The sequence below is a fragment of the Bacillus salipaludis genome (assembly GCF_030938565.1).
In the GTDB taxonomy this organism is placed as follows: Bacteria; Bacillota; Bacilli; order Bacillales; family Cytobacillaceae; genus Neobacillus; species Neobacillus salipaludis_A.
The window spans coordinates 717,280-740,103 of record NZ_JAVGVR010000001.1; the positions used below are offsets into that span (position 1 = coordinate 717,280).

17 protein-coding genes, 1 pseudogene, 1 riboswitch and 1 other annotated feature (1 of these 20 only partly in view) are annotated in these 22,824 nt (G+C 39.2%); of the genes and pseudogenes, 10 read left to right on the plus strand and 8 right to left on the minus strand.

Features of this window, described 5'->3' with window-relative positions; genetic code table 11:
- Positions 1–182: a binding site (T-box leader), on the plus strand; it begins 30 nt to the left of the window's first position.
- 51 nt (positions 183–233) lie between these two features.
- The 5 genes and pseudogenes from argS (at position 234) to RCG21_RS03600 (ending at position 5,731) form a co-directional block, all read left to right on the plus strand.
- Entirely contained in the window at positions 234–1,928 is a 1,695-nt protein-coding gene (gene argS, locus RCG21_RS03580; RefSeq protein WP_133339316.1) for an arginine--tRNA ligase, read from the plus strand.
- Positions 1,929–1,998: 70 nt separating this feature from the next.
- Complete coding sequence (locus RCG21_RS03585) at positions 1,999–2,463, plus strand: DinB family protein (RefSeq protein WP_133339314.1); 465 nt, start codon at positions 1,999–2,001, stop codon at positions 2,461–2,463.
- Between the two features lie 142 nt (positions 2,464–2,605).
- Positions 2,606–3,094, plus strand: a complete 489-nt coding sequence (locus tag RCG21_RS03590; RefSeq protein WP_133339312.1) for a methylated-DNA--[protein]-cysteine S-methyltransferase — start codon at positions 2,606–2,608, stop codon at positions 3,092–3,094.
- A gap of 235 nt (positions 3,095–3,329) precedes the next feature.
- Positions 3,330–5,155, plus strand: a pseudogene (gene kimA / locus RCG21_RS03595) (potassium transporter KimA).
- A 57-nt stretch (positions 5,156–5,212) separates the two neighbouring features.
- Positions 5,213–5,351: riboswitch (guanidine-I (ykkC/yxkD leader) on the plus strand.
- 56 nt (positions 5,352–5,407) lie between these two features.
- A complete protein-coding gene (locus RCG21_RS03600) occupies positions 5,408–5,731 on the plus strand; it encodes a hypothetical protein (protein WP_133339308.1) in 324 nt (107 codons plus the stop codon).
- Between the two features lie 301 nt (positions 5,732–6,032).
- Here the strand turns inward: RCG21_RS03600 and uptA are convergent, their stop codons facing one another.
- From uptA to mgtE, 3 genes are all read right to left on the minus strand, one after another.
- Positions 6,033–6,629, minus strand: a complete 597-nt coding sequence (gene uptA, locus RCG21_RS03605; RefSeq protein ID WP_308914243.1) for an undecaprenyl phosphate transporter UptA — start codon at positions 6,627–6,629, stop codon at positions 6,033–6,035.
- 120 nt (positions 6,630–6,749) lie between these two features.
- On the minus strand, positions 6,750–7,931 hold the full coding sequence (locus RCG21_RS03610) for an FtsW/RodA/SpoVE family cell cycle protein (RefSeq protein WP_133339304.1): 1,182 nt from the start codon (positions 7,929–7,931) through the stop codon (positions 6,750–6,752).
- A gap of 128 nt (positions 7,932–8,059) precedes the next feature.
- Positions 8,060–9,418 (minus strand): magnesium transporter, encoded by a 1,359-nt coding sequence (mgtE, locus tag RCG21_RS03615; protein ID WP_133339302.1) that lies wholly within the window; start codon positions 9,416–9,418, stop codon positions 8,060–8,062.
- Positions 9,419–9,708: 290 nt separating this feature from the next.
- Here mgtE and RCG21_RS03620 point away from each other — a divergent pair, with 290 nt between their 5' ends.
- From RCG21_RS03620 to cshA, 5 genes are all read left to right on the plus strand, one after another.
- Positions 9,709–10,485, plus strand: a complete 777-nt coding sequence (locus RCG21_RS03620; protein ID WP_133339300.1) for a hypothetical protein — start codon at positions 9,709–9,711, stop codon at positions 10,483–10,485.
- Positions 10,486–10,633: 148 nt separating this feature from the next.
- Positions 10,634–11,713 (plus strand): D-alanine--D-alanine ligase, encoded by a 1,080-nt coding sequence (locus tag RCG21_RS03625; protein WP_133339298.1) that lies wholly within the window; start codon positions 10,634–10,636, stop codon positions 11,711–11,713.
- Positions 11,714–11,880: 167 nt separating this feature from the next.
- Complete coding sequence (locus RCG21_RS03630; RefSeq protein WP_308912880.1) at positions 11,881–13,254, plus strand: UDP-N-acetylmuramoyl-tripeptide--D-alanyl-D-alanine ligase; 1,374 nt, start codon at positions 11,881–11,883, stop codon at positions 13,252–13,254.
- 12 nt (positions 13,255–13,266) lie between these two features.
- Complete coding sequence (locus RCG21_RS03635; protein ID WP_133339295.1) at positions 13,267–13,956, plus strand: alpha/beta hydrolase; 690 nt, start codon at positions 13,267–13,269, stop codon at positions 13,954–13,956.
- Positions 13,957–14,156: 200 nt separating this feature from the next.
- On the plus strand, positions 14,157–15,632 hold the full coding sequence (cshA, locus tag RCG21_RS03640; protein ID WP_133339294.1) for a degradosome RNA helicase CshA: 1,476 nt from the start codon (positions 14,157–14,159) through the stop codon (positions 15,630–15,632).
- A 47-nt stretch (positions 15,633–15,679) separates the two neighbouring features.
- Here cshA and RCG21_RS03645 read toward each other — a convergent pair whose 3' ends face one another.
- From RCG21_RS03645 to RCG21_RS03665, 5 genes are all read right to left on the minus strand, one after another.
- Positions 15,680–16,783, minus strand: coding sequence for a GerAB/ArcD/ProY family transporter (locus tag RCG21_RS03645; RefSeq protein WP_133339292.1), 1,104 nt, complete (start codon positions 16,781–16,783; stop codon positions 15,680–15,682).
- Between the two features lie 226 nt (positions 16,784–17,009).
- Entirely contained in the window at positions 17,010–18,170 is a 1,161-nt protein-coding gene (locus tag RCG21_RS03650; protein WP_133339290.1) for a Ger(x)C family spore germination protein, read from the minus strand.
- Complete coding sequence (locus RCG21_RS03655; protein WP_133339288.1) at positions 18,170–19,714, minus strand: spore germination protein; 1,545 nt, start codon at positions 19,712–19,714, stop codon at positions 18,170–18,172. Before RCG21_RS03655 ends, RCG21_RS03650 begins: the two co-directional genes overlap by 1 nt.
- Before the next feature lie 157 nt (positions 19,715–19,871).
- The gene (locus RCG21_RS03660; RefSeq protein WP_308912881.1) at positions 19,872–21,287 is read right to left on the minus strand and encodes an FMN-binding glutamate synthase family protein; all 1,416 of its coding nucleotides are present in this window, start codon (positions 21,285–21,287) and stop codon (positions 19,872–19,874) included.
- A 58-nt stretch (positions 21,288–21,345) separates the two neighbouring features.
- Positions 21,346–22,752 (minus strand): FMN-binding glutamate synthase family protein, encoded by a 1,407-nt coding sequence (locus RCG21_RS03665; RefSeq protein WP_133339284.1) that lies wholly within the window; start codon positions 22,750–22,752, stop codon positions 21,346–21,348.
- Positions 22,753–22,824 lie beyond the last annotated feature (72 nt).

The window sequence follows — 22,824 nt, forward strand, 5'->3', positions numbered from 1 at the left end:
TGTGAGGTCAAAGCGATTCAGGGGCGGTGGGAGCCTGAAACCAAGAGAAGATAATGAAGCGCACTTTCGAGATGCCGTCCGAAGTAATAGTAGGATATGCCGGAGAATACTCCGTTACTAAGCGTAAGCTGGTTCTTTGTGAACAATTAGAGTGGTACCGCGGGATAACTCTCGTCTCTTTTTTTAGAGGCGGGAGTTTTTTATTTGGGATAAAAATTATTGGAGGTTTTAAAGTGAATTTTAAGAAAGAGCTTGCCGAAATACTTTTTGAGTCGCTAAAGGGAGAAATTTCAGTTCAGGATCTCGAACAACTTATTGAAAAGCCAAAAAACCAAGAACATGGCGATTTGGCATTTCCATGCTTTACACTAGCAAAAGTTAAACGAAAGTCACCAAATCAAATAGCCCAGGAACTAAGCAGTACAATTCAATCGCCACTTTTTGAAAAAATTGAAGTAATTGGCGCCTATCTAAACATATTTTTAAATAAACAACAGGTTTCTGAACAAGTGATTAAGGAAATCGGCACGCTAGAAAGCCGTTATGGTATGCAGGCGATAGGAAATGGCGGAAAAGTACCGATTGATATGTCCTCTCCAAATATCGCCAAACCGTTCTCAATGGGCCACTTGCGCTCTACCGTTATTGGGAATTCGCTTGCCCTTATTCTTGAAAAATGCGATTATAAGCCAGTGAAAATCAATCACCTCGGTGACTGGGGTACACAGTTTGGTAAATTAATTACTGCTTATAAGCTTTGGGGAGAAGCGGAGAAGGTAAAGCAAAACCCGATTAAGGAGTTATTGACTCTTTATATTAGGTTCCATGATGAGGCAGAGAAAGATCCATCCCTTGTTGACCAAGGTAGAAGCTGGTTTAAAAAGCTTGAAGATGGTGACAAGGAAGCGCATGAGTTATGGCAATGGTTCCGCGACGAGTCTCTAAAAGAATTCTCTAGAATCTATGATTTAATGAACGTTGCGTTTGACTCCTTTAACGGTGAGGCTTTTTATAATGATAAAATGGACCGTGTTGTAAAGCTGCTTGAGGAACAACAATTGCTGGTAGAATCAGATCAGGCTCAAGTGGTGGAATTAACCGAAGAAGAACTGCCCCCATGTCTGATTAAAAAGTCAGACGGGGCCACGCTGTATGCTACCCGTGATTTAGCTGCTGCTCTTTATCGCCACGAAACCTATCATTTTGATAAGTCTTTATATGTTGTCGGGAATGAGCAAAGTCTCCATTTTAAACAACTTAAAGCTGTTTTAGGAAAACTGGGGTATGACTGGGCAAAGAATATGGTCCATATTCCATTTGGCATGATGTTAAAAGACGGAAAGAAAATGTCTACTAGAAAAGGAAAAGTTGTTTTATTAGAAGAGGTTTTAGATGAGTCGATTTCAATGGCGCGTCATAATATTGAAGAGAAAAATCCAAATCTAGAGAACAAGGACATAGTTGCGAAACAAGTTGGTGTGGGAGCGGTTATTTTCCACGACTTAAAGAATTTCAGAATGAATGATATTGAGTTTTCATTAGAAGAAATGCTTCGTTTTGAGGGAGAAACGGGACCATATGTTCAATATACGCATGCTCGGGCCTGCTCCATTTTACGAAAAGGAAATTGGTCCGCCGATTGGCAGCCAAGCAGAATCGATTATTCTTGGGAAAAAGAATGGAAGGTTATTACTATGCTCATGGAGTTCCCAAATGCCATCAAAAGAGCATTTAACCAGTACGATCCTTCCCAAGTCGCTAAATATGTAGTCGACCTAGCCCAAGCTTTTAATAAGTATTATGGAGAAGTAAAAATTCTAGAGGACAATAATGAGAAGCAAGCACGTTTAGCCCTTGTTTATTCGGTTACGGTCGTTCTGAAAGAAGGTTTACGACTATTAGGTGTTGAGGCACCTGATGAAATGTAAGTCATTTGATTTTCAAAGTTGGATGATTTTGGGTTAAAATAGAATCGACCAAAATCGAGGAGGCTAGGGTATGAGTGAATTATTATTCAAGCATTTTAAGGTAACGAGAAACTTTTTTCTTAAAAATATTGATGCTATAGATGAAGCGATTGTGGATATACAGCCGGAAGGTTTTAATAACACCATTCATTGGCATATTGGGCATGTGTTAACGGTAGCAGAGCAGTTTATGTTTGGGTTCCCTAAAAAATCAACTAACCTGCCGGAGAATTATATGACGTTATTTGCAACTGGCACGAAACCTGCTGATTGGCAGGGTGCTGTTCCGTCCATAGCAGAATTAACAAGCCAGTTAAAAGAGCAAATCAATCGTATTAAAGAGGTTCCGGCTGAAAGCTTAAATGAACGACTTGCAACCCCATTCCTTGGTTTAGAATCATTCGGTGAAATTGCTAATTTTGCGACCTTCCATGAGGCCAATCATTTGGGGCAAATACAAGCTATGAAGCGAGTTATTGAAGCAGCAAGTAAATAAAAGAAAAACAGGTAATTGAAAGATCGTTTCTACTTATGTAGGAACGTTTTTTCATTTCCTCTGCTACAAAAGTATCGTATAGGGAATTTAAATCCATTGTATAATGGATAGAAATAGATGTATCTTATCTGGAGTGATTGAATTGAGACTAGGTTATGCAGCTTACGAATCGCCGATAGGGAAGCTTTATGTGATTGCAGATGAAAAAGGTGTTAAAAGAATTGAGATGTTTGAAGAGGACTGGCAGAACTATCAAAAAGAAAACCCTACATTAAAAGAAGATTTGGAGCTTTGCGGTGAAGCGGTAAAACAATTAGATGAGTATTTTCAAGGCTATCGTCAACAATTTGAGCTGACCCTTTCGGTTGAAGGTACGGATTTTCGTAAAAAGGTTTGGGAAGCGCTCCAATCCATTCCGTTTGGAGAAATTAGAAGCTATGCGGATGTGGCTGAAATGATTGGGAATCCCAAAGCTGTCAGGGCTGTTGGTCAAGCAAATCGGACAAATCAAATTCCGATTATTATTCCCTGCCATAGGGTAATTGGCAAGAATGGGAGTTTAGTTGGATATGCGGGGAGCAACACCCCGATTAAAAGAAAGCTCCTTGAAGTTGAGGGAGTCAAAATGTAGATTGAAAAGGTTGTCTGGAGGATTAAATAAATCCCTTTCAGCAGCTTTTTTTCTTTTAAACCATAATTCCTAATAAATTAATATTTTTCGACAACACTAAGGTTACAATAACAGTTTTTTTAGGTTAATTGGAATCTATTCAGTGACTTTGTCGAAAAGAAAATACTTCATATTCACTATCCTCTTGTGTTAAAATCAATCGGTAACTCTACTTCAAGTCTGGTGGGTGAATCACTTGCTCTCTTCTATCAAGAGATTTTTAATTGGCCGGCCGTTAAAATCAGCGGCATTGGGCGAACAAAAGTTAAATATATTTAAGGCGTTAGCCATTCTTTCTTCCGATGCACTATCCTCTGTTGCATACGGAACAGAGCAAATTCTTCTTGTTTTGGCGACCATTAGTGTTATAGCTTTTTGGTACTCGATTCCAATTGCAGTAGGCGTATTATTTTTATTAGCTGCACTTATCATTTCTTATCGACAAATTATATTTAGCTACCCACAGGGTGGAGGCGCCTATTTGGTTTCGAAGGAAAACTTAGGTGAGAATGCGGGGTTAATCGCCGGGGGATCCCTGCTGGTTGATTACATATTGACAGTAGCTGTAAGTGTTTCAGCTGGAACTGATGCAATAACATCCGCATTTCCAGTACTTCATCCACACACCGTCTCAATTGCTTGTGTGTTGGTTGTATTGATTACCATCTTAAATCTTCGTGGCTTGACGGAGTCGGCTTCCATTTTAGCCTATCCTGTCTATTTATTTGTCTTTGCCCTTGTTGTTTTGATTGTTGTCGGGATTTTCAAAATAATAACCGGAAATGTTTCTCCAACCGTTCATCATGCTCCGATTGGCGCGCCGGTACAAGGAATTACGTTATTCTTATTACTAAGAGCATTTGCGTCAGGATGTTCAGCGTTAACAGGTGTCGAGGCAATTTCCAATGCGATACCAAATTTCAAGGATCCCGCTCCTAATAATGCGGCAAAAACGCTTATTTTAATGGGATCGTTGCTCGCCGTTTTATTTTCAGGGATTACTTTTTTAGCCTATTATTATGGGATTGCTCCAAAAGTGGAGGAAACCGTTGTTTCACAAATTACGAAAGAAACCTTTGGGCGAAATTATCTTTACTTTTTTGTACAGGGTACGACTGCACTGATCCTCGTTTTAGCAGCTAATACAGGCTTTTCTGCTTTCCCACAGTTAGCCTATAACCTGGCAAAAGATAAATATATGCCAAGGATGTTTACGATTCGCGGTGACCGTCTAGGGTATTCTAATGGGATTGTTTCCTTAGGTATAGCATCCATTTTATTGATTATTACCTTTCATGGGCAAACTGAACATTTAATTCCCCTTTATGCGGTAGGTGTTTTTATTCCATTTACTTTGTCGCAGACTGGGATGATTATTAAATGGGTCCGCGAAAAGCCGGCTGGCTGGGTGGCGAAGCTAACTGCCAATTTGATTGGTGCTTTAATTACATTAACTGTTTTACTGATTTTCTTTATTACAAAGCTCGGGCAAGTTTGGTTTGTATTTATCTTCTTGCCGCTGATTGTGCTCCTATTTCACCGGATTAATAAGCATTATGAAGCTGTCGGGGAGCAATTACGTGTCTATAACCAGCAGCCTGCAATACCGATTGAGGGGAACGTTATTATTGTTCCGGTGGCAGGGGTTACCCGGGTTGTAGAAAATTCAATTAATTATGCAAAGTCGTTAACAGACCAAATCTTTGCAGTGTATGTTTCCTTTGATCGTGAGGATGAAAAACGCTTTGAGGAAAAATGGCAAAAATGGCAGCCGGATGTCCGGCTTGTCACCTTACAATCTCATTATCGAAGCATTCTGCATCCGTTAAGTAAATTTATTGATACAGTGGAACACAAGGCAAGTGAAAATAATTACCGTGTTACCGTATTAATTCCGCAATTTATTACGAAAAAAGCTGGCACAATATATTGCACAACCAATCTAGTTTATTAATACGTGCCTATCTGCTTTATAAAAAGAAAGTGATTGTGGCGACCCTGCCATATCATTTCAAAAAGTAAAATTTGGAAGTATCTGGTTTTGGGTTTTTGTGTTAAAATAGGTTACAAATCATATCGGAAAAGGTTTTCTAGGGTTCCGTGGCTTATTCAAGCTAGTCTGGTCCGAGAGAAAACGCACCGTTTAAGAAGGTTGTGCCTGACCAAGGTGCTTGTGCTTTTCTTATGGTGTACACGGAGGGATAAAAGCCTGGGAGAAATGTCGGAAACGATATTTTTCCGGGCTTTTTTATTTTTTAGAAGGGAGATAGGGGAATGGATTTTTTATTAGAGAATAAATGGGTGATTTTGGTAAGTCTTGAGGTACTGGCGTGGTCATCGACCTTTTTCTTGTTGTATGCCAGGTACGGTCTGCAATCCAGTTTCTGGTTTAAGGTGGCAACGGTATTATTCGCGTTGACTGGAGTGATCCCGCAAGTATTAATGGGAATTATCAACTTTATTGCAACAAGGAAAGTTGATCTGTTTACCTTAATTATTGTGCTGCTTATCCTATATGGATTTACCCTTGGAAAGGGCCATGTCAAAAAACTCGATGCCTGGGCACAAGCAAAATTTTCAAAGCGTCGGGGTTCATAGATTAGATAAAGACCATTTGGTGGTCTTCTAGGTTGTCGAGAAAGGATATTTTTCTCGGCAATTTTTTTCTTTGTTAAATCTAAATACGAATTTTCTCGATAGTCCCTGTAATAGGGCCTGTTGATTTCCGCTCCGGTCACTCGCTTTCCGCGGGGAGTGCCTGGAGCGGAAATCAACAGACTTGTTGCACAGACCGAACTAATTATTTTGCACTAAATTAATGCATTGAATCGTTAAAGAGCGCAAACAAAATAAACGGCTACCGAAAGATTTTCGGCGGTCAGAAAAAACCACCAAGTCATCATTTGGTGGTTTTCTTTGTTTTTTTGATAATAAAGTAAATGGCGGCTAAAACAATTGCTGCGATAATAATTGGAAGCACATAGGGCTGTGCATATTCTTTAATATGAGACCAATTTTCCTTCAGTACCTTTCCTAAGTACAGAAATAAGACGGTCCACGGCAATACCGCCGCAACGGTGTAAAGGGTAAATTTGCTGACAGGCATTTTCGCTATTCCTGCTGGAATGGAAATGGCATGTCTGACAACGGGGATAAAGCGTGCAGAAAAAATGACACCAGCCCCATACTTTTGAAACCAACTTTCAGCAACATCGATGTGGCTCTTTTTAATTAACACATATTTACCGTACTTTTCAAGGAAAGGACGGCCGCCGTAATAACCTGCCCAATATAAAAAGAGCTGGGCTATCGTTCCACCAATGGTTCCAGCAATGACCGCTCCTAAAAAGTTCAAATGGCCTTGTGCAATCATATATCCGCCATAACCCAAGACAATCTCACTTGGGATAATTTCAATCATTAAACCTAAAGCAATTCCGAGATAGCCTAACTGTGATAGAAACATTAAAATTGAGAAAATAAAATCCTTCATAATTCACCTTCGCTATTGTAATGTTTATAGTTTAAACCAGATTGTCCTATAAAGAAATAAATATGGTACCAATTTAACATTCATTCCTAAATAAATGAAAAAGACAGCGTAAAGTCGCTGCCTTTAGGAATCAACTGATGCACCGGAAGAAAACATATAGGTCCGATGATGGTAACGGATGCTATAGACCAAGCCCATTGCAAACATATTCCCCATTAAAGAGCTTCCTCCATAGCTGATGAAGGGAAGCGGAATGCCGGTAATCGGCAGAACTTGGATGGTCATGCCAATATTTTGAAAGACGTGGAATGTAATTACGCTGATGACTCCTATGCAGACATAAATATTAAACGGGTCATTTGTATCTAAGGATGTTTTGATTAAATGGTAAATCAACAGGAAGAATAGTCCTACCACGATACTGCCGCCGACAAAGCCGTATTCTTCGCCAATAATACTAAAGATGAAATCGGTATGGCCCTCAGGAATGTAAACTTCACCTTTATCAAAACCTTTTCCCGTTATCAGACCTGAGCCAATCGCCGTTAATGATTTCATTAGATGGTAGCCGGAATCACTTTTATGGTTAACCGGGTCAAGCCAGGAATAGATCCGTTCAAATTGATAGGTTTTCACATTTAAATATTTTACAAGCAGTTCTGGTTTTTGAACGACGAGATAAAGAATGGCTGCTCCAAGGCCTGCCCCAGATCCGTATATCGGTAATATGATTTTCCATGAGATTCCTGAGACTAAAATAAGGCCAGTAAGAATCGATAAAATCACAAGACCGGTTCCTAAGTCAGGCTGAAGCATAATCAGCCCGAGTGGTACTGCTGTAGTAATCCCCAATTTTAAAAGTAACAAGAAGTCTAATTTAAGGGATTTTCCCTTAAACTTTTCTTGATGCTGGGTAATGACCCGGCTTAAGGCAAGAATCAAAAAAGTTTTTACAAATTCCGAAGGCTGAATGCCGAGCCCATGAATAATAAACCAGCTTTTCGCACCGTTTCGATAGGGAGCAATGCTTGTCGGTGCAACAATGATCGCAATCAGCAATAATAGGCCAAAGCCATAGAGATACCATGCAAGCCGTTTATATTGATAGCCATCGATTAGAATGGCAACAGAAATAATCGCTGCCCCCACTACATACCAAAAGACTTGTTTGATTAAGAAATTTTCATCATACTGTGCGGCACCTTGAGCACTGTAGATGGAGGCGCAGCTAATCAGGAAAAACAGAAATAAAATTAACGTTAATGTCCAATCAAACCGGTCCGGTTTTTTCGAAAAATAATCCATATGTCACACCCGTTATATTTGCATTTGTTACTTTCATGCTAGCAAAGAAAGAGTTTCCTCACAATAGAAAGTAAGGGAAATATTTCAAAATATAAGACGGATGAAACAGGTTGATGGTTTCAAAAAACTTAGATGAGGTAATGCAAAAACATTGATGCGATACCAAAGTAGGTCATTAAGGAAAAGATATCATTTAAGGTGGTGATCAGCGGGCCGGATGCAACGGCAGGGTCAACATTAAAGCGGTATAAAATTAGAGGAATGATGGTTCCTGCCAGCGTTCCGATTATAAGTGTGAAAAAGAGGGAGCAGCCCACCACCGCACCAAGTATCATATTCCCCTGCCAGATGTAGGCAATAACTGAGATTAGCACAGCGCAGGTAACCCCAATCGTAATCCCAACCCCAAACTCACGAGCAATCAGCCGGGTAACCACTCCTTTATCAATATCATGGGAGATTAGTCCGCGAACGACAACCGCTAGGGATTGTGTCCCAGTGTTTCCAGTCATGCCAGCAATCATCGGCATAAAAAAGGCTAATGCAACCACTTGTTTTAACGTATCTTCAAAGCTTGAGATGATCCTTCCGGAAATGAGACCGATAAATAAAAGTAAAATTAACCATGGTAATCTTCGTGCAGCAGCAACAAAAATTTTTGTATCAAAGTCAATCGCTTTCCCCGAAGCAGATAGTTTTTCAATATCTTCATTTGCTTCTCTTATCACAACATCGATAATGTCATCGACCGTCACAATCCCAACGAGGACATTTTTATCATCCACAACAGGAATGGCTAAGAAGTCATAACGTTCTGCTGTTCTGGCCACTACTTCCTGGTCAGTCGCCACTAGAACAGAAATAACCCGTTCATACATAATGTCATTGATCTTTTCATCCATATCAGCCAATAATAAATCACGATAGGAAACAACGCCAACCAGTTTGCGCTCTTCATCAATCACATATAAATAATTAATGGTTTCAGCAAATTCTGCGAAAATCTTTAATTTATCGACGGCCTCCCTGACAGAAAAATAATTTCGAATCCAGACAAACCGATTTGTCATGATTCTACCTGCTGTTTCCGGCGGATAATTTAGGATGTCTTTAACAGCGGTAGATTCCTCCGCCTTCATTCCGGACAAAAGCGAATCCATCTTTTCTGGGGATAGTTCATGTAATAGTAAGGCAAGGTCGTCATTATCCATTAAATCAAGAATCTTGCTCGACTTTTCAATTCCAAGCTTATTTAATACCTCGAGCTGTTCATCCTTATCAAGCTCTTCCATTAGGTCAGCGAGAAGATCATTTTTAAGAAATAAGAGAAACTTAGCTTTATGCTTCTCCGGTAATCCCTCATAAATTTTCGCAATATCATAGGGCTGCAATTCCTCAAGAATCGCTTCAAATTCAGCTTTTTTATTTTCTTTTAAAACTTTAATAATATGAAGGCTAATCTCAGCCTGAGTCATATTCTTAATCATGGATTAAAGCTCCTTTCTACCCCGCAGGTTTGATAACAGGGGAGACGGAAATGTTTTTTCGAATCTTTACTAGTATATGTTAATAAATAAGAATCCATTGATATTTTAAAAACAGTTACTTTTATGATAATCCATTTGCAATTTTCATCATCAAAGCTTTAAAATTGTAAAAGAATTGAAATAAGCTATTTGACCTATTCTTTGGTAAAATGATAAGGAATAACACATAGGCAGTTTTTACGATAGCTGTCCTTTTAAGATAAATTTTTAACTTTCGGAGGAGTTTGGCCTTGAAAAAGCATCATCAAGACATACGGGATCTTATTTATGTACACTTAAATCAATCGGATCAGTATGTAATGTCCTACGGAATTGAATTCGATGAATTTGCTGCTGCTTTTTCAGATTCATTAAACCATTTGCTTTTATTAAAGCACCGTTTTGATGATACTGAGTTTAATATGCATACGCTGCTTGAATATTGTCCGGAGGATCGTGTAAAAAAATTAGCTGGGGAAGATGTATACGGATATGGAGATTTTTGCTGGATTGATTTTATTGAAGAAGAGGTTTTAAATGAGCTAACAGGACAGGAAATTGCAGAATTATTATATTTGGGTCATTTAAAGCAACATTTAAAATTGCCCTTCTATAATAAGCTCGGAAATCGGTTTGTGTATTTAGCCCATGATGATGGCTGGTTTAACAAAATTTATTATCGCAGCTTTAAGGACTTTTTTCATTTACTTAGCGAGGCCATTTCCGGAAAAGTAAGTAAACTGAAATTGGAGAAATCCCTTTTAGGTTTAAGAAAAAAACGCATCTATCCGTCCGTAAACAAGGAGATTCTTCTTTCCTTAACTCCGTTTATAAAAGAGGGAATCTGCATTTCGATGAAAGATGCAGATCAACAGCGTACAAAGATTGAAATTCCAATCTGGGTAATTGGTGATTTTGCCAATATGGATGATATGTATGAGGAATATGAAATTATTTCAAAAGAACCATATCATGCTAAAATCATTTTTGATAAAAAAACAAAAGAGTGGAAATTGAATGTTCGCTAATCTCTCCTGATAATTTGGAGAGATTTTATTTTTGATTGTTTTGAATCAAGCACTTGATTTCATAAAATATAAAAAAGATTATCACATCATTCCTTAAATTTTTGAGAAAGTGCTAAAATAAAAACAGTATTTAAAATGGAGGTTTATCATGAAAACGAAACTGGGTTTATTATACGGAGGAAAATCCGCTGAACATAAAGTATCTATGCAAACGGCGATGGCAGTCATTCGCGCGCTGGACCTGGAAAAATTTGAAATTCATCCAATTTACATAAATGAAGAAGGTCAGTGGATTAAGGGTGCGCAGCTGCAAGCTCCTGTTGAGAATGTTAAGGAACTTGAGTTTACCGGGGGGGATGAATTATCCCCACTTTCTTTAGCCCCTGCTTTATTTGAAGGAAATAAACAGGAACAAGCCCCTCTTGACGTCATCTTTCCGCTATTGCACGGACCAAATGGGGAAGATGGTACGGTACAAGGATTATTAGAACTATTAAATCTTCCCTATGCCGGAAATGGGGTACTTGCTTCCGCAGCCGGTATGGATAAAGTGATGATGAAAAATGTATTTGCACAAGCCGGGCTCGCCCAAGTAAACTATGTTGCTTTTATTAAAAGTGAATGGCAAAAGGAAAAAGAAGTTGCTTATGCAAAGGTTGAGGAAGCACTAGGTTATCCATGTTTTGTAAAGCCAGCTAATCTTGGATCAAGTGTTGGAATTAGTAAATGCCGGAATCGTGCAGAATTGGAAACAGCTTTTGCGGAAGCCTTCCAATTTGATCGCAAGGTGATTATCGAAGAAGGTGTAACTGCCCGTGAAATTGAAGTGGGTATTCTAGGAAATGATGAGCCGGAATGTTCCGTAGCAGGAGAAATTGTACCGAAAAAAGATTTTTATGATTATAAAGCGAAATATGAAGATGGCGAAACCGCGTTGATAATTCCTGCTGAAATTACAGAGGATGAATATAAACAAATTAAAGCAATGGCAATTCAGGCATTTAAAGCGTTGGATTGTTCGGGGTTGGTTCGTGCTGATTTCTTCTTAACAAAGGATGGAAGAGCATTAATTAACGAAGTAAATACAATGCCTGGTTTTACTCCATTTAGTATGTTCCCGCTGTTATGGAAGCACACTGGGGTGGAATACCCACAATTAATTGAGCGCCTTGTCAATCTTGCAAAAGACAGACATAACGAAAAACAACAGATTAAATATACTTTCTAAACGAAAAGCGATGTTCCTTGCTCAGTGCCGAAGTGACCTAGGAAAAAAGAGCAGTTCATTTTTTCCCTGAAGGGCTTGGCGCAGGAGCTAGACAATAAATGTGTACGGCACGGCTTTTCGCCGTGTCCGTTCTTTTGAGAATCAATTGAATAGAGGAGGGAAAAAGGATGAAAAGAACTCTTAGCCAAATCGCTAACATGATCACGGTAAAAAATGATATCACTCCTTTTAAAGATGTAGTCGTCCAAGAAGTTGTCATTGATTCAAGGCAAATTGAAGCAGGAAGCTTGTTCGTACCCTTTAAAGGGGAACGGGTAGATGGCCATAAATTTGTAGAGGAATCCATCCAAAAAGGTGCTGCAGCTGCTCTTTGGCAAAGCGATGTTCCAAACCCGCCAGAGCATCTGCCGATTTTAATTGTTGATGATTGTTTAACAGCTTTACAGGAATTAGCAAGAAGCTACCGTCTGGAACTGAATATAAAGGTGGTAGGAATCACCGGCAGTAACGGAAAAACAACCACAAAGGATTTAACTGCTGGTCTGCTTTCGACCCAATATAAAGTTCAAAAAACGGAAGGTAATTATAATAATCAAATTGGTCTTCCACTTACGATATTAGGATTGGAAGAAGATACCCAAATTGCTGTTTTGGAAATGGGGATGAGCGGACGTGGTGAAATTGAATTTCTCACCAAACTCGCCTGCCCGGATGCCGTCGTTATCACGAATATTGGTGAATCCCATTTGCTTGACCTTGGTTCTAGAGAGGGAATTGCTGAAGCGAAGCTTGAAATTTTGCAAGGCTTAAAAGAGGGTGGACTAGCTGTATTGCATGGGGATGAACCATTGTTAATGGAAAGAATCCATCGATATAAAGGTAATGTCGAGGTACAGACCTTTGGAAGGAATGAAACCAATGATTTATTCCCAACAGACATTATTCAAATCGATCATGGTAACCGGTTTAAGACGAATGCTTCAACCGAAAGCTTTATGCTTCCCGTTTTGGGAACGCACAATATTTTAAATGCGCTTGCCTCCATGTTGATTGCCAGACATTTTAATCTTCCGTTTGAAAAAATGAATGAAGGTTTAGCTGGGATCAAGCTTACAAATATGAGAATGGAGCTTGTTGAAGGTAAGCATGGGGAAAAAATTATTAATGATGCTTACAATGCCAGTCCGACATCGATGATTGCTGCGATTGAATTAGTATCGAATCTTCAAGGGTATGATAAAAAAATCCTTGTATTAGGTGATATGCTGGAATTAGGGCCGCAGGAAGAACAATATCATTTGCAAATTGGTCAGGGGCTAAATCCAAATAAAATTGATTTATTGTTTACTTACGGTCAATTAGGAGCTCATATCGCTAAGGGTGCACGTGCAGTTTTAGGAGAAAATCGGGTTTTCGCCTTTACGGATAAAAAGGAGTTAATTCGCGAATTGGTAAACAATGTAAACCAAGAGTCTTTAGTGCTTGTTAAGGCATCCCGCGGGATGAAATTAGAAGAAGTTGTAAGTTATTTACAAAAATAGCAGGTGAGTAAAATGATTGGCTGCTTATGTATTCACGGCTTTACGGGAGCCCCTTATGAAGTAGAACCGCTGGTGGAGTATTTATCGGAACGGACCGATTGGTGCTTTTGTGTGCCCACACTTCCGGGTCATGGTGAAACACTTTCATTAAAAGGGGTTCAGTATCAGCAATGGATTGAATGTGCCGAGGATGAATTAAAGAAGCTCCTTCAAACCTGTGAAGAAGTTTATGTCATTGGTTTTTCAATGGGGGGCTTAATTGCGGCCTATTTAGCAGCCAATTATCCTGTTAAAAGGCTTATTTTGTTAAGTGCCGCCGCCCTCTATATTAATCCAAAACAAATGGCGGTGGAATTAAAAAGAATGCTGATCGACTCTCTAAGAGGAAACTTGAGGGAGAATGAATTATTTCAGCGTTATTTAAGAAAAATAAAAGCAACCCCAATAGCGGCTACCTTGCAATTTCGTCAACTTGTCTCCTTTATTAAACCACTTTTGTATCAAGTAGAAGTGCCGACCTTAATTGCTCAAGGGGAATGCGATGGAATGGTGCCGCCAAAAAGTGCTGAATATTTGTATCGGACCATTAATTCAAAAAAGAAGCGGATTACTTATATTAAGGATTCCCAACATCATATTTGTCACTGTGAGGAAAAAGCCGCCCTATTTTCCCAGGTGTATGATTTTTTATCCGAGTATTAAGGTTGGTAAAACTAGCTTTGATTGCAATATACAAGGAATAGTGGTATGATAATAATCAACGTGTCTTAAGAACGAGGAAATAAGGGCATACTCCTTTGGAGGAATGTCTTTTTTTGATAAAATAAATTTGGGCATTTTGATGCGTCACGATACATTCAGCATAAATACAATTTTTAAATAGATGAAGGAGAATGAAAACATTGACGAAGTTTCAAGATTTAGGTATTAGCCAGGAAACATTAAAGGCTGTCCTCAAAATGGGTTTTGAGGAAGCAACGCCAATCCAGGCAGAAACGATTCCATTGAGCTTAGAAAATAAGGATTTGATCGGCCAGGCTCAAACAGGAACAGGAAAAACAGCTGCATTTGGAATTCCATTGGTAGAAAAAGTGGATACAAGTGTAGAGGCAATCCAGGGGATTATTATTGCTCCTACCCGCGAGCTTGCGATTCAAGTATCAGAAGAATTATACAAAATCGGTTCAGGTAAAAGAGTTCGTGTATTACCAATTTACGGAGGACAGGATATTGGCCGCCAAATCCGTTCTTTAAAAAAGGCCCCACATATTATTGTTGGGACACCAGGCCGTGTACTTGACCATATCAACAGAAAGACACTTCGCTTAGACCATGTTCATACAGCCATCCTAGATGAAGCAGACGAAATGTTAAACATGGGATTCATTGAAGATATTGAAACGATTTTAGCGGAAATCCCTACCGAGCGCCAAACATTACTGTTCTCAGCAACCATGCCGGGACCGATTCAGCGAATGGCTGAAAAGTTTATGAAGGATCCTCAGATTGTTCGTGTCAAAGCTAAAGAAATGACTGTTCCTTCCATTGAACAATACTATGTGGAAGTGCAGGAAAAAAATAAATTTGATGTGTTAACAAGACTTTTGGATATCCAATCACCAGAACTAGCGATTATTTTCGGACGGACGAAACGCCGTGTCGATGAGTTATCTGAAGCTTTAAACCTTAGAGGCTATACGGCTGAAGGAATTCATGGCGACCTTAGTCAGGCAAAACGTCTTTCTGTCCTTCGTAAATTTAAAGAAGGCTCGATTGATGTCCTTGTAGCAACGGATGTAGCAGCAAGAGGTCTTGATATTTCTGGTGTAACCCATGTTTATAATTTTGATATTCCTCAAGATCCTGAAAGCTATGTTCACCGTATTGGACGTACTGGCCGTGCGGGTAAAACAGGGGTTGCGATGACCTTTATTACACCACGGGAAAAATCTTACCTGAATGTGGTTGAAAAAACTACAAAACGTAAGATGGAAAGAATGAAGCCGCCAACCCTTGATGAAGCATTAGAAGGACAGCAGCGTGCAGTAGTGGACAAAATTGTTCAGACAATTGAAGCCAATAACCTTCAATATTACAAAGCGGCTGCCGAAGAATTACTTGAAGCAAACGACGCTTCCACTGTTGTTGCAGCTGTTTTGAAAATGTTAACGAAGGAACCAGATACTACTCCTGTTAAGTTAACAGAGGAACAACCTCTTCCGCAAAAAAGGGAAAGAAGATCGCAGGATCGGGACCGCAGAAGAAGAGACGATTCTAGAGGGTTTAATTCCGACCGCAGAAAGAAATCACCGGTAAAACCAAGAAGCGGTGAAAAAAGAACGTCTGGAAAATCAAAGCCAAGAAGCTATAATCATTAAAATAGGAAAGAGCATGGACATCTTGTTCATGCTCTTTTCGCTCGTTTTTAACTTTTTTCCGTTTTCTTCTTTATGGATTGTTTGATTGTGTCCATGACTAAATATAGTAAAGGAATAAGCTCCATAAAGTAAGAAAGGGTAGGAAATGAGTCAGTAAAAAGGCTGGTCATTTCAGCAAATCCGCTTGCTATGTTTAGGGATAAGGAAATCATTACTGCTGTTAACGAAAACACAAGGGGCCGGTGATCTTTCAAGCGAAATAGCTGGGAAAGAATTTGAACTGAAATCGTAAAAAAAAGAGTAACTTTTATAAAAACTGTTGTGGCCCAGATAGAAATTAATAAATGGTCTAGATTTTGGATGAAATCAGCGATACGGATATAGCGAATCATTTCTAACATTGGATAGGTCAGGTGACTTGCCAAATTCGGTCCAAACAGCAATAATAGCCAAATGATATTGGATGAAATAAATAGTATAGAGAAAAACGATGCCAAGATAATGGATTTAAATGTTTTGTGTTTTTGCGTCAAATAGGGAAATAAAAAAAGTAAAATAATAGCCTCTCCAAAAAAATGAGCAGTGGAGTAGCCGCCCATTAAGATTCCTTGTCCGCTATGATTGGTAATAAAGGCCATCCAGCGTTCCCAGCGCAATTCCTTGCCGATAAAAAGTAGATTTCCTATATTCCCTAAAATAACTAAATAAAACAACCCTTGTGCGATCCGGAATAAATTTTCAAATCCTAATCGCGCTGTGACGGCTACTACCACTCCAAACATGCAGCCAACCGCCCAATTCGGCGTCTTGGGAAGATAAATTTGGACAATAAAATCTTCATATTCTCTTAGAATTAGAGCGCTGCTGGTCAGAAAGAAAACAAAGAAAATCGCCATAAAAGGAATATGAATCCAGTTGGGGAAAATCTCGCTTCCATAATGGACGATAAATTCATTAGGTCTCCGCTTTGCTAGTTTTATGACACAAAAGGCAAGTATAATCCCTGTTAAGGCGCTTAAACATAGAACAAGTAATGAATCGTACTGGGATACGTGAATCATGTGACTAGCACCAAATCCAACCAGTGTGGAGAAAAAATAAAGAATGAAGAAAAGTAGTAGTTGATTTTGGGAAATCTGTTCAGTTTTCAAAAAAGGTTCACCTAACCTATAATTTTTTGTTGGATTGGTTTAAAAAGAAATTGAATCAAATCACCTGCGCTAGGTAGTTGTTTGAATAGAATAGTCGAAATACAATAAAAAAAGGAAGCACCCATTATACAGAAGACAATCCAGTAGGTTCTTTTTTTACGATTTTTGCTTTTTAAGTACGTCCATTCGTAACAAAATATTATGAGAAAGCCAAGGATAATCAAAATCATAAATTTCTTCCCTTTATCCAAAATGGATCATTTTCAGACCCTAGTCGTCTAATCTTTAAATCAATGTGAACATTTAATTTCACCTTTTCATGATAAACCTCAGGCCAGTCATTTTTTACCTTTTTCCATATTTTTGGTTTATACCAGGATAGATATTCACCGAATTGAAAAACATCTGCTTTTTCTTCTTGGGATGCCTTTAAAGTGGCTTTAATCCTATTTCGAATTTGTTTTTCGGCTGTTAGCTCAAGTTGAGCTATGTTTTTTTCATTTGATAAGTTGATATTGGAATGAGATTCAGAAATATGCCCTTCCGCATTTATATCGACATTAAAAGTGAAAGGTTTGTTTTTGGAAGGGCGAATCTTTGAATTGGCGTTCATGACTAATAAACTAATCAAATGTTGATCTGTTGGAGAATTCATGGTTACTTCGGCATCTTTTATCAGGTTGCGAAGCCATAACGCCCCCCGGCCAGCTTTTGTGTCTAATTTTCCGACCATTTTGTAATTATGAAATAAGGCCATCTCTCCGGGACTGACAAAAAGCCCCTCTTTCCCACCTTCACTTAGCATTTTCATGATTTTCTTAGATAAAAGGCTGACAATCATATCACCGCTATGAGCTTCAAGGAAGTCTTTTGTTGTTGTATCCATAGTGATCTTTCTTTGCGTAAAAGATGTGGGAATGCTACTTGGAAATCGTTCAAATATTGGAGTTAATTTTTCGATATCCTTTGCTTTTCCCGGTGCAATTAATAAAGCCTGATTAATATTCAAACTTGGTTCCCGGACAACAAATTCTAATATATCTTTAATACCATCCCTGGCCATTTCTTCACTAATGATAATGATCCTTGTATGTCCCCAGCTGATATTTCTGGTTATGGTTGCCTGTATTTTTTTATAGGCTTCCGTAAACGATTTTCCAGTTGCAGAAAGAATTGTATATGGTTTTCCGGATGAACCTGCACCGCCGAGATCACCAGGTACAAGGCGATTTGGCAGGGTAAAAGAAAGACTTACCTCCATGTTTCCTTTTGCGGCTTTATCAATGTAAATGCCTGCAACAAACGCTCGTTCATTGAGTTCTAATTGTGACCAGCACCCTGTTAATAACAAAGGGCATAACAAGATGAGCCATTTTAATCTTTTCATTAATCTTCATCATCCTCGAGTATGGATTTCTCGATATTTGAGCGAATCTGATCATTTGCCCCGGAAAAGGAGGGCCGGCTACGCATCATCCACCATGGAACCCGGATAAAGATATCCTTTAAATCACTGATTCTAAGCGGTGCTGTTGGCGAAAGATAGGGCATGCCAAACGAACGCAGGCTTACCACATGGATATAAATCAGAATGACGCCGATCATTAAACCGAATATTCCGAAGGTACCCGCCAAAATCATGATTGGAAAACGGAGTAAACGGACGGAAAATCCTAAATCATAACCTGGTATCACGAAGGAGGCAATCCCAGTTATGGAGACGATGATGACCATAATCGCCGAAACAATCCCTGCTTGTACAGCTGCTTGTCCAATGATGATTGCGCCAAGGATACCGATTGCCTGTCCTACCGCTTTTGGAGTACGAATCCCAGCTTCACGTAAACCTTCAAAGGCAAGTTCCATCAGTAATGCTTCCACGATGCTTGGAAAGGGTACATTCTCACGTGATGCAGCAACACTTAATAAAAGACTCGTAGGAATCATTTCCGGATGGAAGGTGGTAATCGCTATATAAAAGGATGGGAAAGTCAGCGAAACGATTAACCAGCCGTAGCGGAGCAAGCGAATAAAACTAGTAAGAAAATATCGTTGGTAATAATCCTCAGCGGCTTGGAGAAACATGTAAAAATTAACAGGTGCAATAAGGGGGATCGGGTCACCGTCAACAAAAATAACCACTCTCCCTTCCAGTAAGGCTGCCGCCGCCACATCTGGGCGCTCTGTTTTTTGTGATTGAGGGAAGGGTGATAACGGCCGATCATCGATACACTCCTCAATATAGCTGCTCGCCAAAATGCCATCTATTTTTATCCGGTTTATCCTTTGTTTCACTTCTTCAATTAAGTCATCCCGGCAAAGTCCTTCGATATAACTAATGATGACTTTCGTTTTTGTATATTTTCCGATTATAAGTTGTTCCATTTTTAAATCCGGTGATTTTATTCTTCTGCGTATCATAGTGACATTTGTATGGATATCCTCCAAAAATGCTTCTCTTGGTCCCCTGATAACATTCTCATTTGTAGTTTCACTACCGGTTCGTTTTTCAAAGCTTGTTAGCGGAAAAGCAATCATGCGGCTATCGCCTTCGAAAAAAACGACAACTTTTCCGTCCAAAATATTCTCGGAGGCTTCCTGCATATCGGTAAGAATGCTCGTACACATTGTGCTGATCGATTGTAAATCAAGTATTTTATGAATTAATTCATTAGGGGATGCAGCGAAATTAGGTGAAACAATATATTTTAATACTTGGTCATCAAATAATTGCTGATCCACCATACACTGTAAAAACACAATCCCACAGCGCGTTTGATTTGCCGTTAATTCGTGAAAGGTGATATCAATACTTTGTTGGAAGGTGTCTCTAAACCATTCCATTCGTACTTCAAAATCAGACCCTAAAAAGACTTTTCTATTTTCCTTTTGGGTTTTCTGCAGACTTTTCAATTTTGAAAAAATGGACATACTTTCTCACTCCACGAACTTTTTGTTAGAATTCCCCCTTTTTAGTAAAAATATTTTTGGGAAAAGAACATAATCATTAACGGGACTTAAATCACGACCCAAATAATGAGAATGCACTTGGTATTGGAACGGGAGTAAAAGTAATGTCTCTGGACACTTATTTCTCAAATTGTTTTTCTTCCCATGGTTCAAAAGAAAATGGAATTCCAACCATTTTTGCTGTCAGCTCATCATAGGACACTAAATCCTTTCTTGACAACTCTTTTAAAGAGCGTTTTCCCATTGCTCTTAAAGCCATTTTCATTTCTTCTGCACTCGCTGTTAAGAACTTTTCTGCTGTTTTTTCCCCATCTTCTCTCTTAAATTGATCCTTGAACTTGCCGTCATACCACATAGCTTGTGTTGGCGGTTCAAATGGAAGGGCATTCAATACTTGATCATGTGCAAGAGCAAACAACATAGCAGAGCCTACATATACAGCGTCCGCTCCGAGTGCAATCACTTTTAAAAAATGTCCGGGGACTAAAAGTCCTCCTGAAACGACTAAACTAATCTTTCCCTTCACCTTTCTTTTTTCAAGATGATTTACCGCTCTGACTACTGCATGCAAGGTAGGGATTCCAAAATCATCTAATAATATAGGAGGTGCACCCTTCATGGCTGCTTGTCCGCCATCAATGGTAATAAAGTCAACCCCCATAAAGATTAAATGATCAATATCTTCTTCAATTTTTCCACCTGCGCCAATTTTGACACCTATAGGAACACCACCTGATCGGACGCGAAGTTCCTCCACGAGTAGTTTTAAATCGACTAATGTTTGATCTTCCCAAAAGTTTTCATGAATGACTGCTTCCTCATTTTCCTTAAGTCCCATTACATCACGGGCACGACCTGTTAAGTTTTGTGCCGGGATTTTTTCGCCCATTCCCGCTACTGCACCCTGGCCCAATTTGATTTCAATCATATCAGCACGGCTAAATAAATGGTCTTCCTTTGCCCAATCTGTTTTCGAAAATTGTAAAATATACCTTCCGGCTGAGTCTAATTCTTCAGGTAGGATTCCACCTTGCCCTGAATTAATCGCTGTTCCTGTCTTTTTAGCAGCAGTTGCCAAAGAAAGCCTGGCTTGTTCACTAAGTGAAATTCCAAAGCCCATTCCACTGATCATTAGTGGAATTTTTATTTCCATTGGTTTTTTTGCCCTTGGCCCAATGGTTACCTTAACATCTACATCATCTTCACCATCAACTGGAAAGGGTGATGTTTGTGCGGGGATAAAGGTAATCGGATCCAAATGCGGCCATTTTTTTGAAGAGCCGCCAAGCGGGCGATAAAGGACAGTCCCTGTTTCAGCTCTCAAGCTATTTTCCAACATATTTTGAATGCCCATATGCCGAAGGCCTGGGATTAGTTCCATAATATTTTCCTGATAACTGTCAGATAACATGATTTTCCCGGCCTTTTTCACGATTAGTTTCATCACCCAGCGCCAGCCGACGAGCATGAATAAAAACATGATAAATAGGAGGGACATCATTGTAAAAGATATATAAAAGAATAGGTTTGCCATTGTCACTTCTCCGATAGTAAAGAAAATGGATCGAATAATTTGATCATTTATTAAATATTCACCTGTTTTTGTCCTCCCATGGTTCAAAGGAAAACGGAATTCCAATCATTTTGGCCGTTAATTCATCATAGGAAACTAAATCCATTCTAGATAACTCTTTTAAAGAGCGTTTTCCCATTGCTCTTAATGCCATTTTTATTTCCTCTGTACTTGCTGTTAAGAATTTCTCTGCTGATTTTACTCCTACGTCAATCTTAAATTGATCCTTGTATTTCCCTTGATTCCAAACAGCTTGTGTCGGTGGTTCAAACGGAAGGGCATTTAAGGATTGAGGATGTGAGACGCTAAATAACATAGCAGACCCTAAATATACAGCATCAGCTCCGAGGGCGAGCGCCTTTAAGAAATGTCCGGGAACTAGAAGTCCGCCTGAGGCAATTAAACTAATTTTTCCCTTCATGTTTCTCTTTTCAAGATGATTAGCAGCCCTGACAATTGCATGCAGAGTAGGGATTCCGACGTCGTCAGCTAAAATAGGAGGGGCACCATGTGTTGCTGCTTGACCGCCATCCACTGCAATATAATCAACACCAATGTAGATTAAATGATCAATATCTTCTTCAATTTTCCCGCCAGCTCCTATTTTCGAGCCAATGGGAACTCCACCTGTGAGACTACGAAGCTCATCAACAAGTTCTTTCAAATCATCCAGCGTTTGATTCTCTACAAAATTATCATAAATAACGGCATCCTCGTTTTCCTGTAACCCCATCAGTTCACGGGCACGGCCTGTTAAATTTTTAGGAGAAATTTTCCCGCCGGTTCCGAGTAATGCTCCTTGCCCTAACTTAACTTCGATCATATCGGCCCGCTTAATTAATTTTTCTTCCTTTGACCAATCTGTTTTGGAAAACTGTAAAATATATTTTCCGCCGATATTGATTTCCTCAGGTAAAACTGCCCCCTCACCAGAATTAATGGCGGTTCCAACATTATTAGCTGCTTGTGCTAATGAGATTCTCACTTCCTCACTGAGTGCAATCCCATAGGCCATGCCGCTGATCATTAACGGAATTTTTATTTTCATCGGTTTTTTTGCTTGTGGCCCAATGGTTACTTCCACATCAACATCTGCTTCACCGTCAATCGGAAAAGGTGAGGTTTGGGCAGGTATAAAGGTAATCGAATCAAAATGCGGCCATTTTTTTGAAGAGCCAAGCGGGCGGTGGAGGACGTCACCAGTTTCTGCACGCAAGCTATTTTCAAGCATATTTTGAATGCCCATATGACGCAGTCCTGGCATCAACTCCATGATATTTTCTTGATAACTGTCTGTTAAAATAATTTTTCCCATTTGTTTCACCATTCGTTTCATGAACCAACGCCATCCAAGAAGCATGAATATAAAAATCGTAAAAATTATTGCTACCATTCCAAAAGTCAAATAATAAAAAATATTTGCCATAGTTATTTCTCCAAATTCCGCATAGTTTCAATAATAAAGTCAATCAATCTTATTATATCCAAAAAAAGGGAA

Bases quoted from the DNA above. Each gene is read 5' to 3' on its own strand.
- RCG21_RS03610 (WP_133339304.1), bottom strand. From the start codon at position 7,931: ATGGATTATTTTTCGAAAAAACCGGACCGGTTTGATTGGACATTAACG.
- RCG21_RS03585 (WP_133339314.1), top strand. From the start codon at position 1,999: ATGAGTGAATTATTATTCAAGCATTTTAAGGTAACGAGAAACTTTTTT.
- RCG21_RS03660 (WP_308912881.1), bottom strand. From the start codon at position 21,287: ATGGCAAACCTATTCTTTTATATATCTTTTACAATGATGTCCCTCCTA.
- RCG21_RS03655 (WP_133339288.1), bottom strand. From the start codon at position 19,714: ATGTCCATTTTTTCAAAATTGAAAAGTCTGCAGAAAACCCAAAAGGAA.
- RCG21_RS03630 (WP_308912880.1), top strand. From the start codon at position 11,881: ATGAAAAGAACTCTTAGCCAAATCGCTAACATGATCACGGTAAAAAAT.
- RCG21_RS03650 (WP_133339290.1), bottom strand. From the start codon at position 18,170: ATGAAAAGATTAAAATGGCTCATCTTGTTATGCCCTTTGTTATTAACA.
- RCG21_RS03665 (WP_133339284.1), bottom strand. From the start codon at position 22,752: ATGGCAAATATTTTTTATTATTTGACTTTTGGAATGGTAGCAATAATT.
- RCG21_RS03635 (WP_133339295.1), top strand. From the start codon at position 13,267: ATGATTGGCTGCTTATGTATTCACGGCTTTACGGGAGCCCCTTATGAA.
- RCG21_RS03625 (WP_133339298.1), top strand. From the start codon at position 10,634: ATGAAAACGAAACTGGGTTTATTATACGGAGGAAAATCCGCTGAACAT.
- RCG21_RS03600 (WP_133339308.1), top strand. From the start codon at position 5,408: ATGGATTTTTTATTAGAGAATAAATGGGTGATTTTGGTAAGTCTTGAG.
- mgtE (WP_133339302.1), bottom strand. From the start codon at position 9,418: ATGATTAAGAATATGACTCAGGCTGAGATTAGCCTTCATATTATTAAA.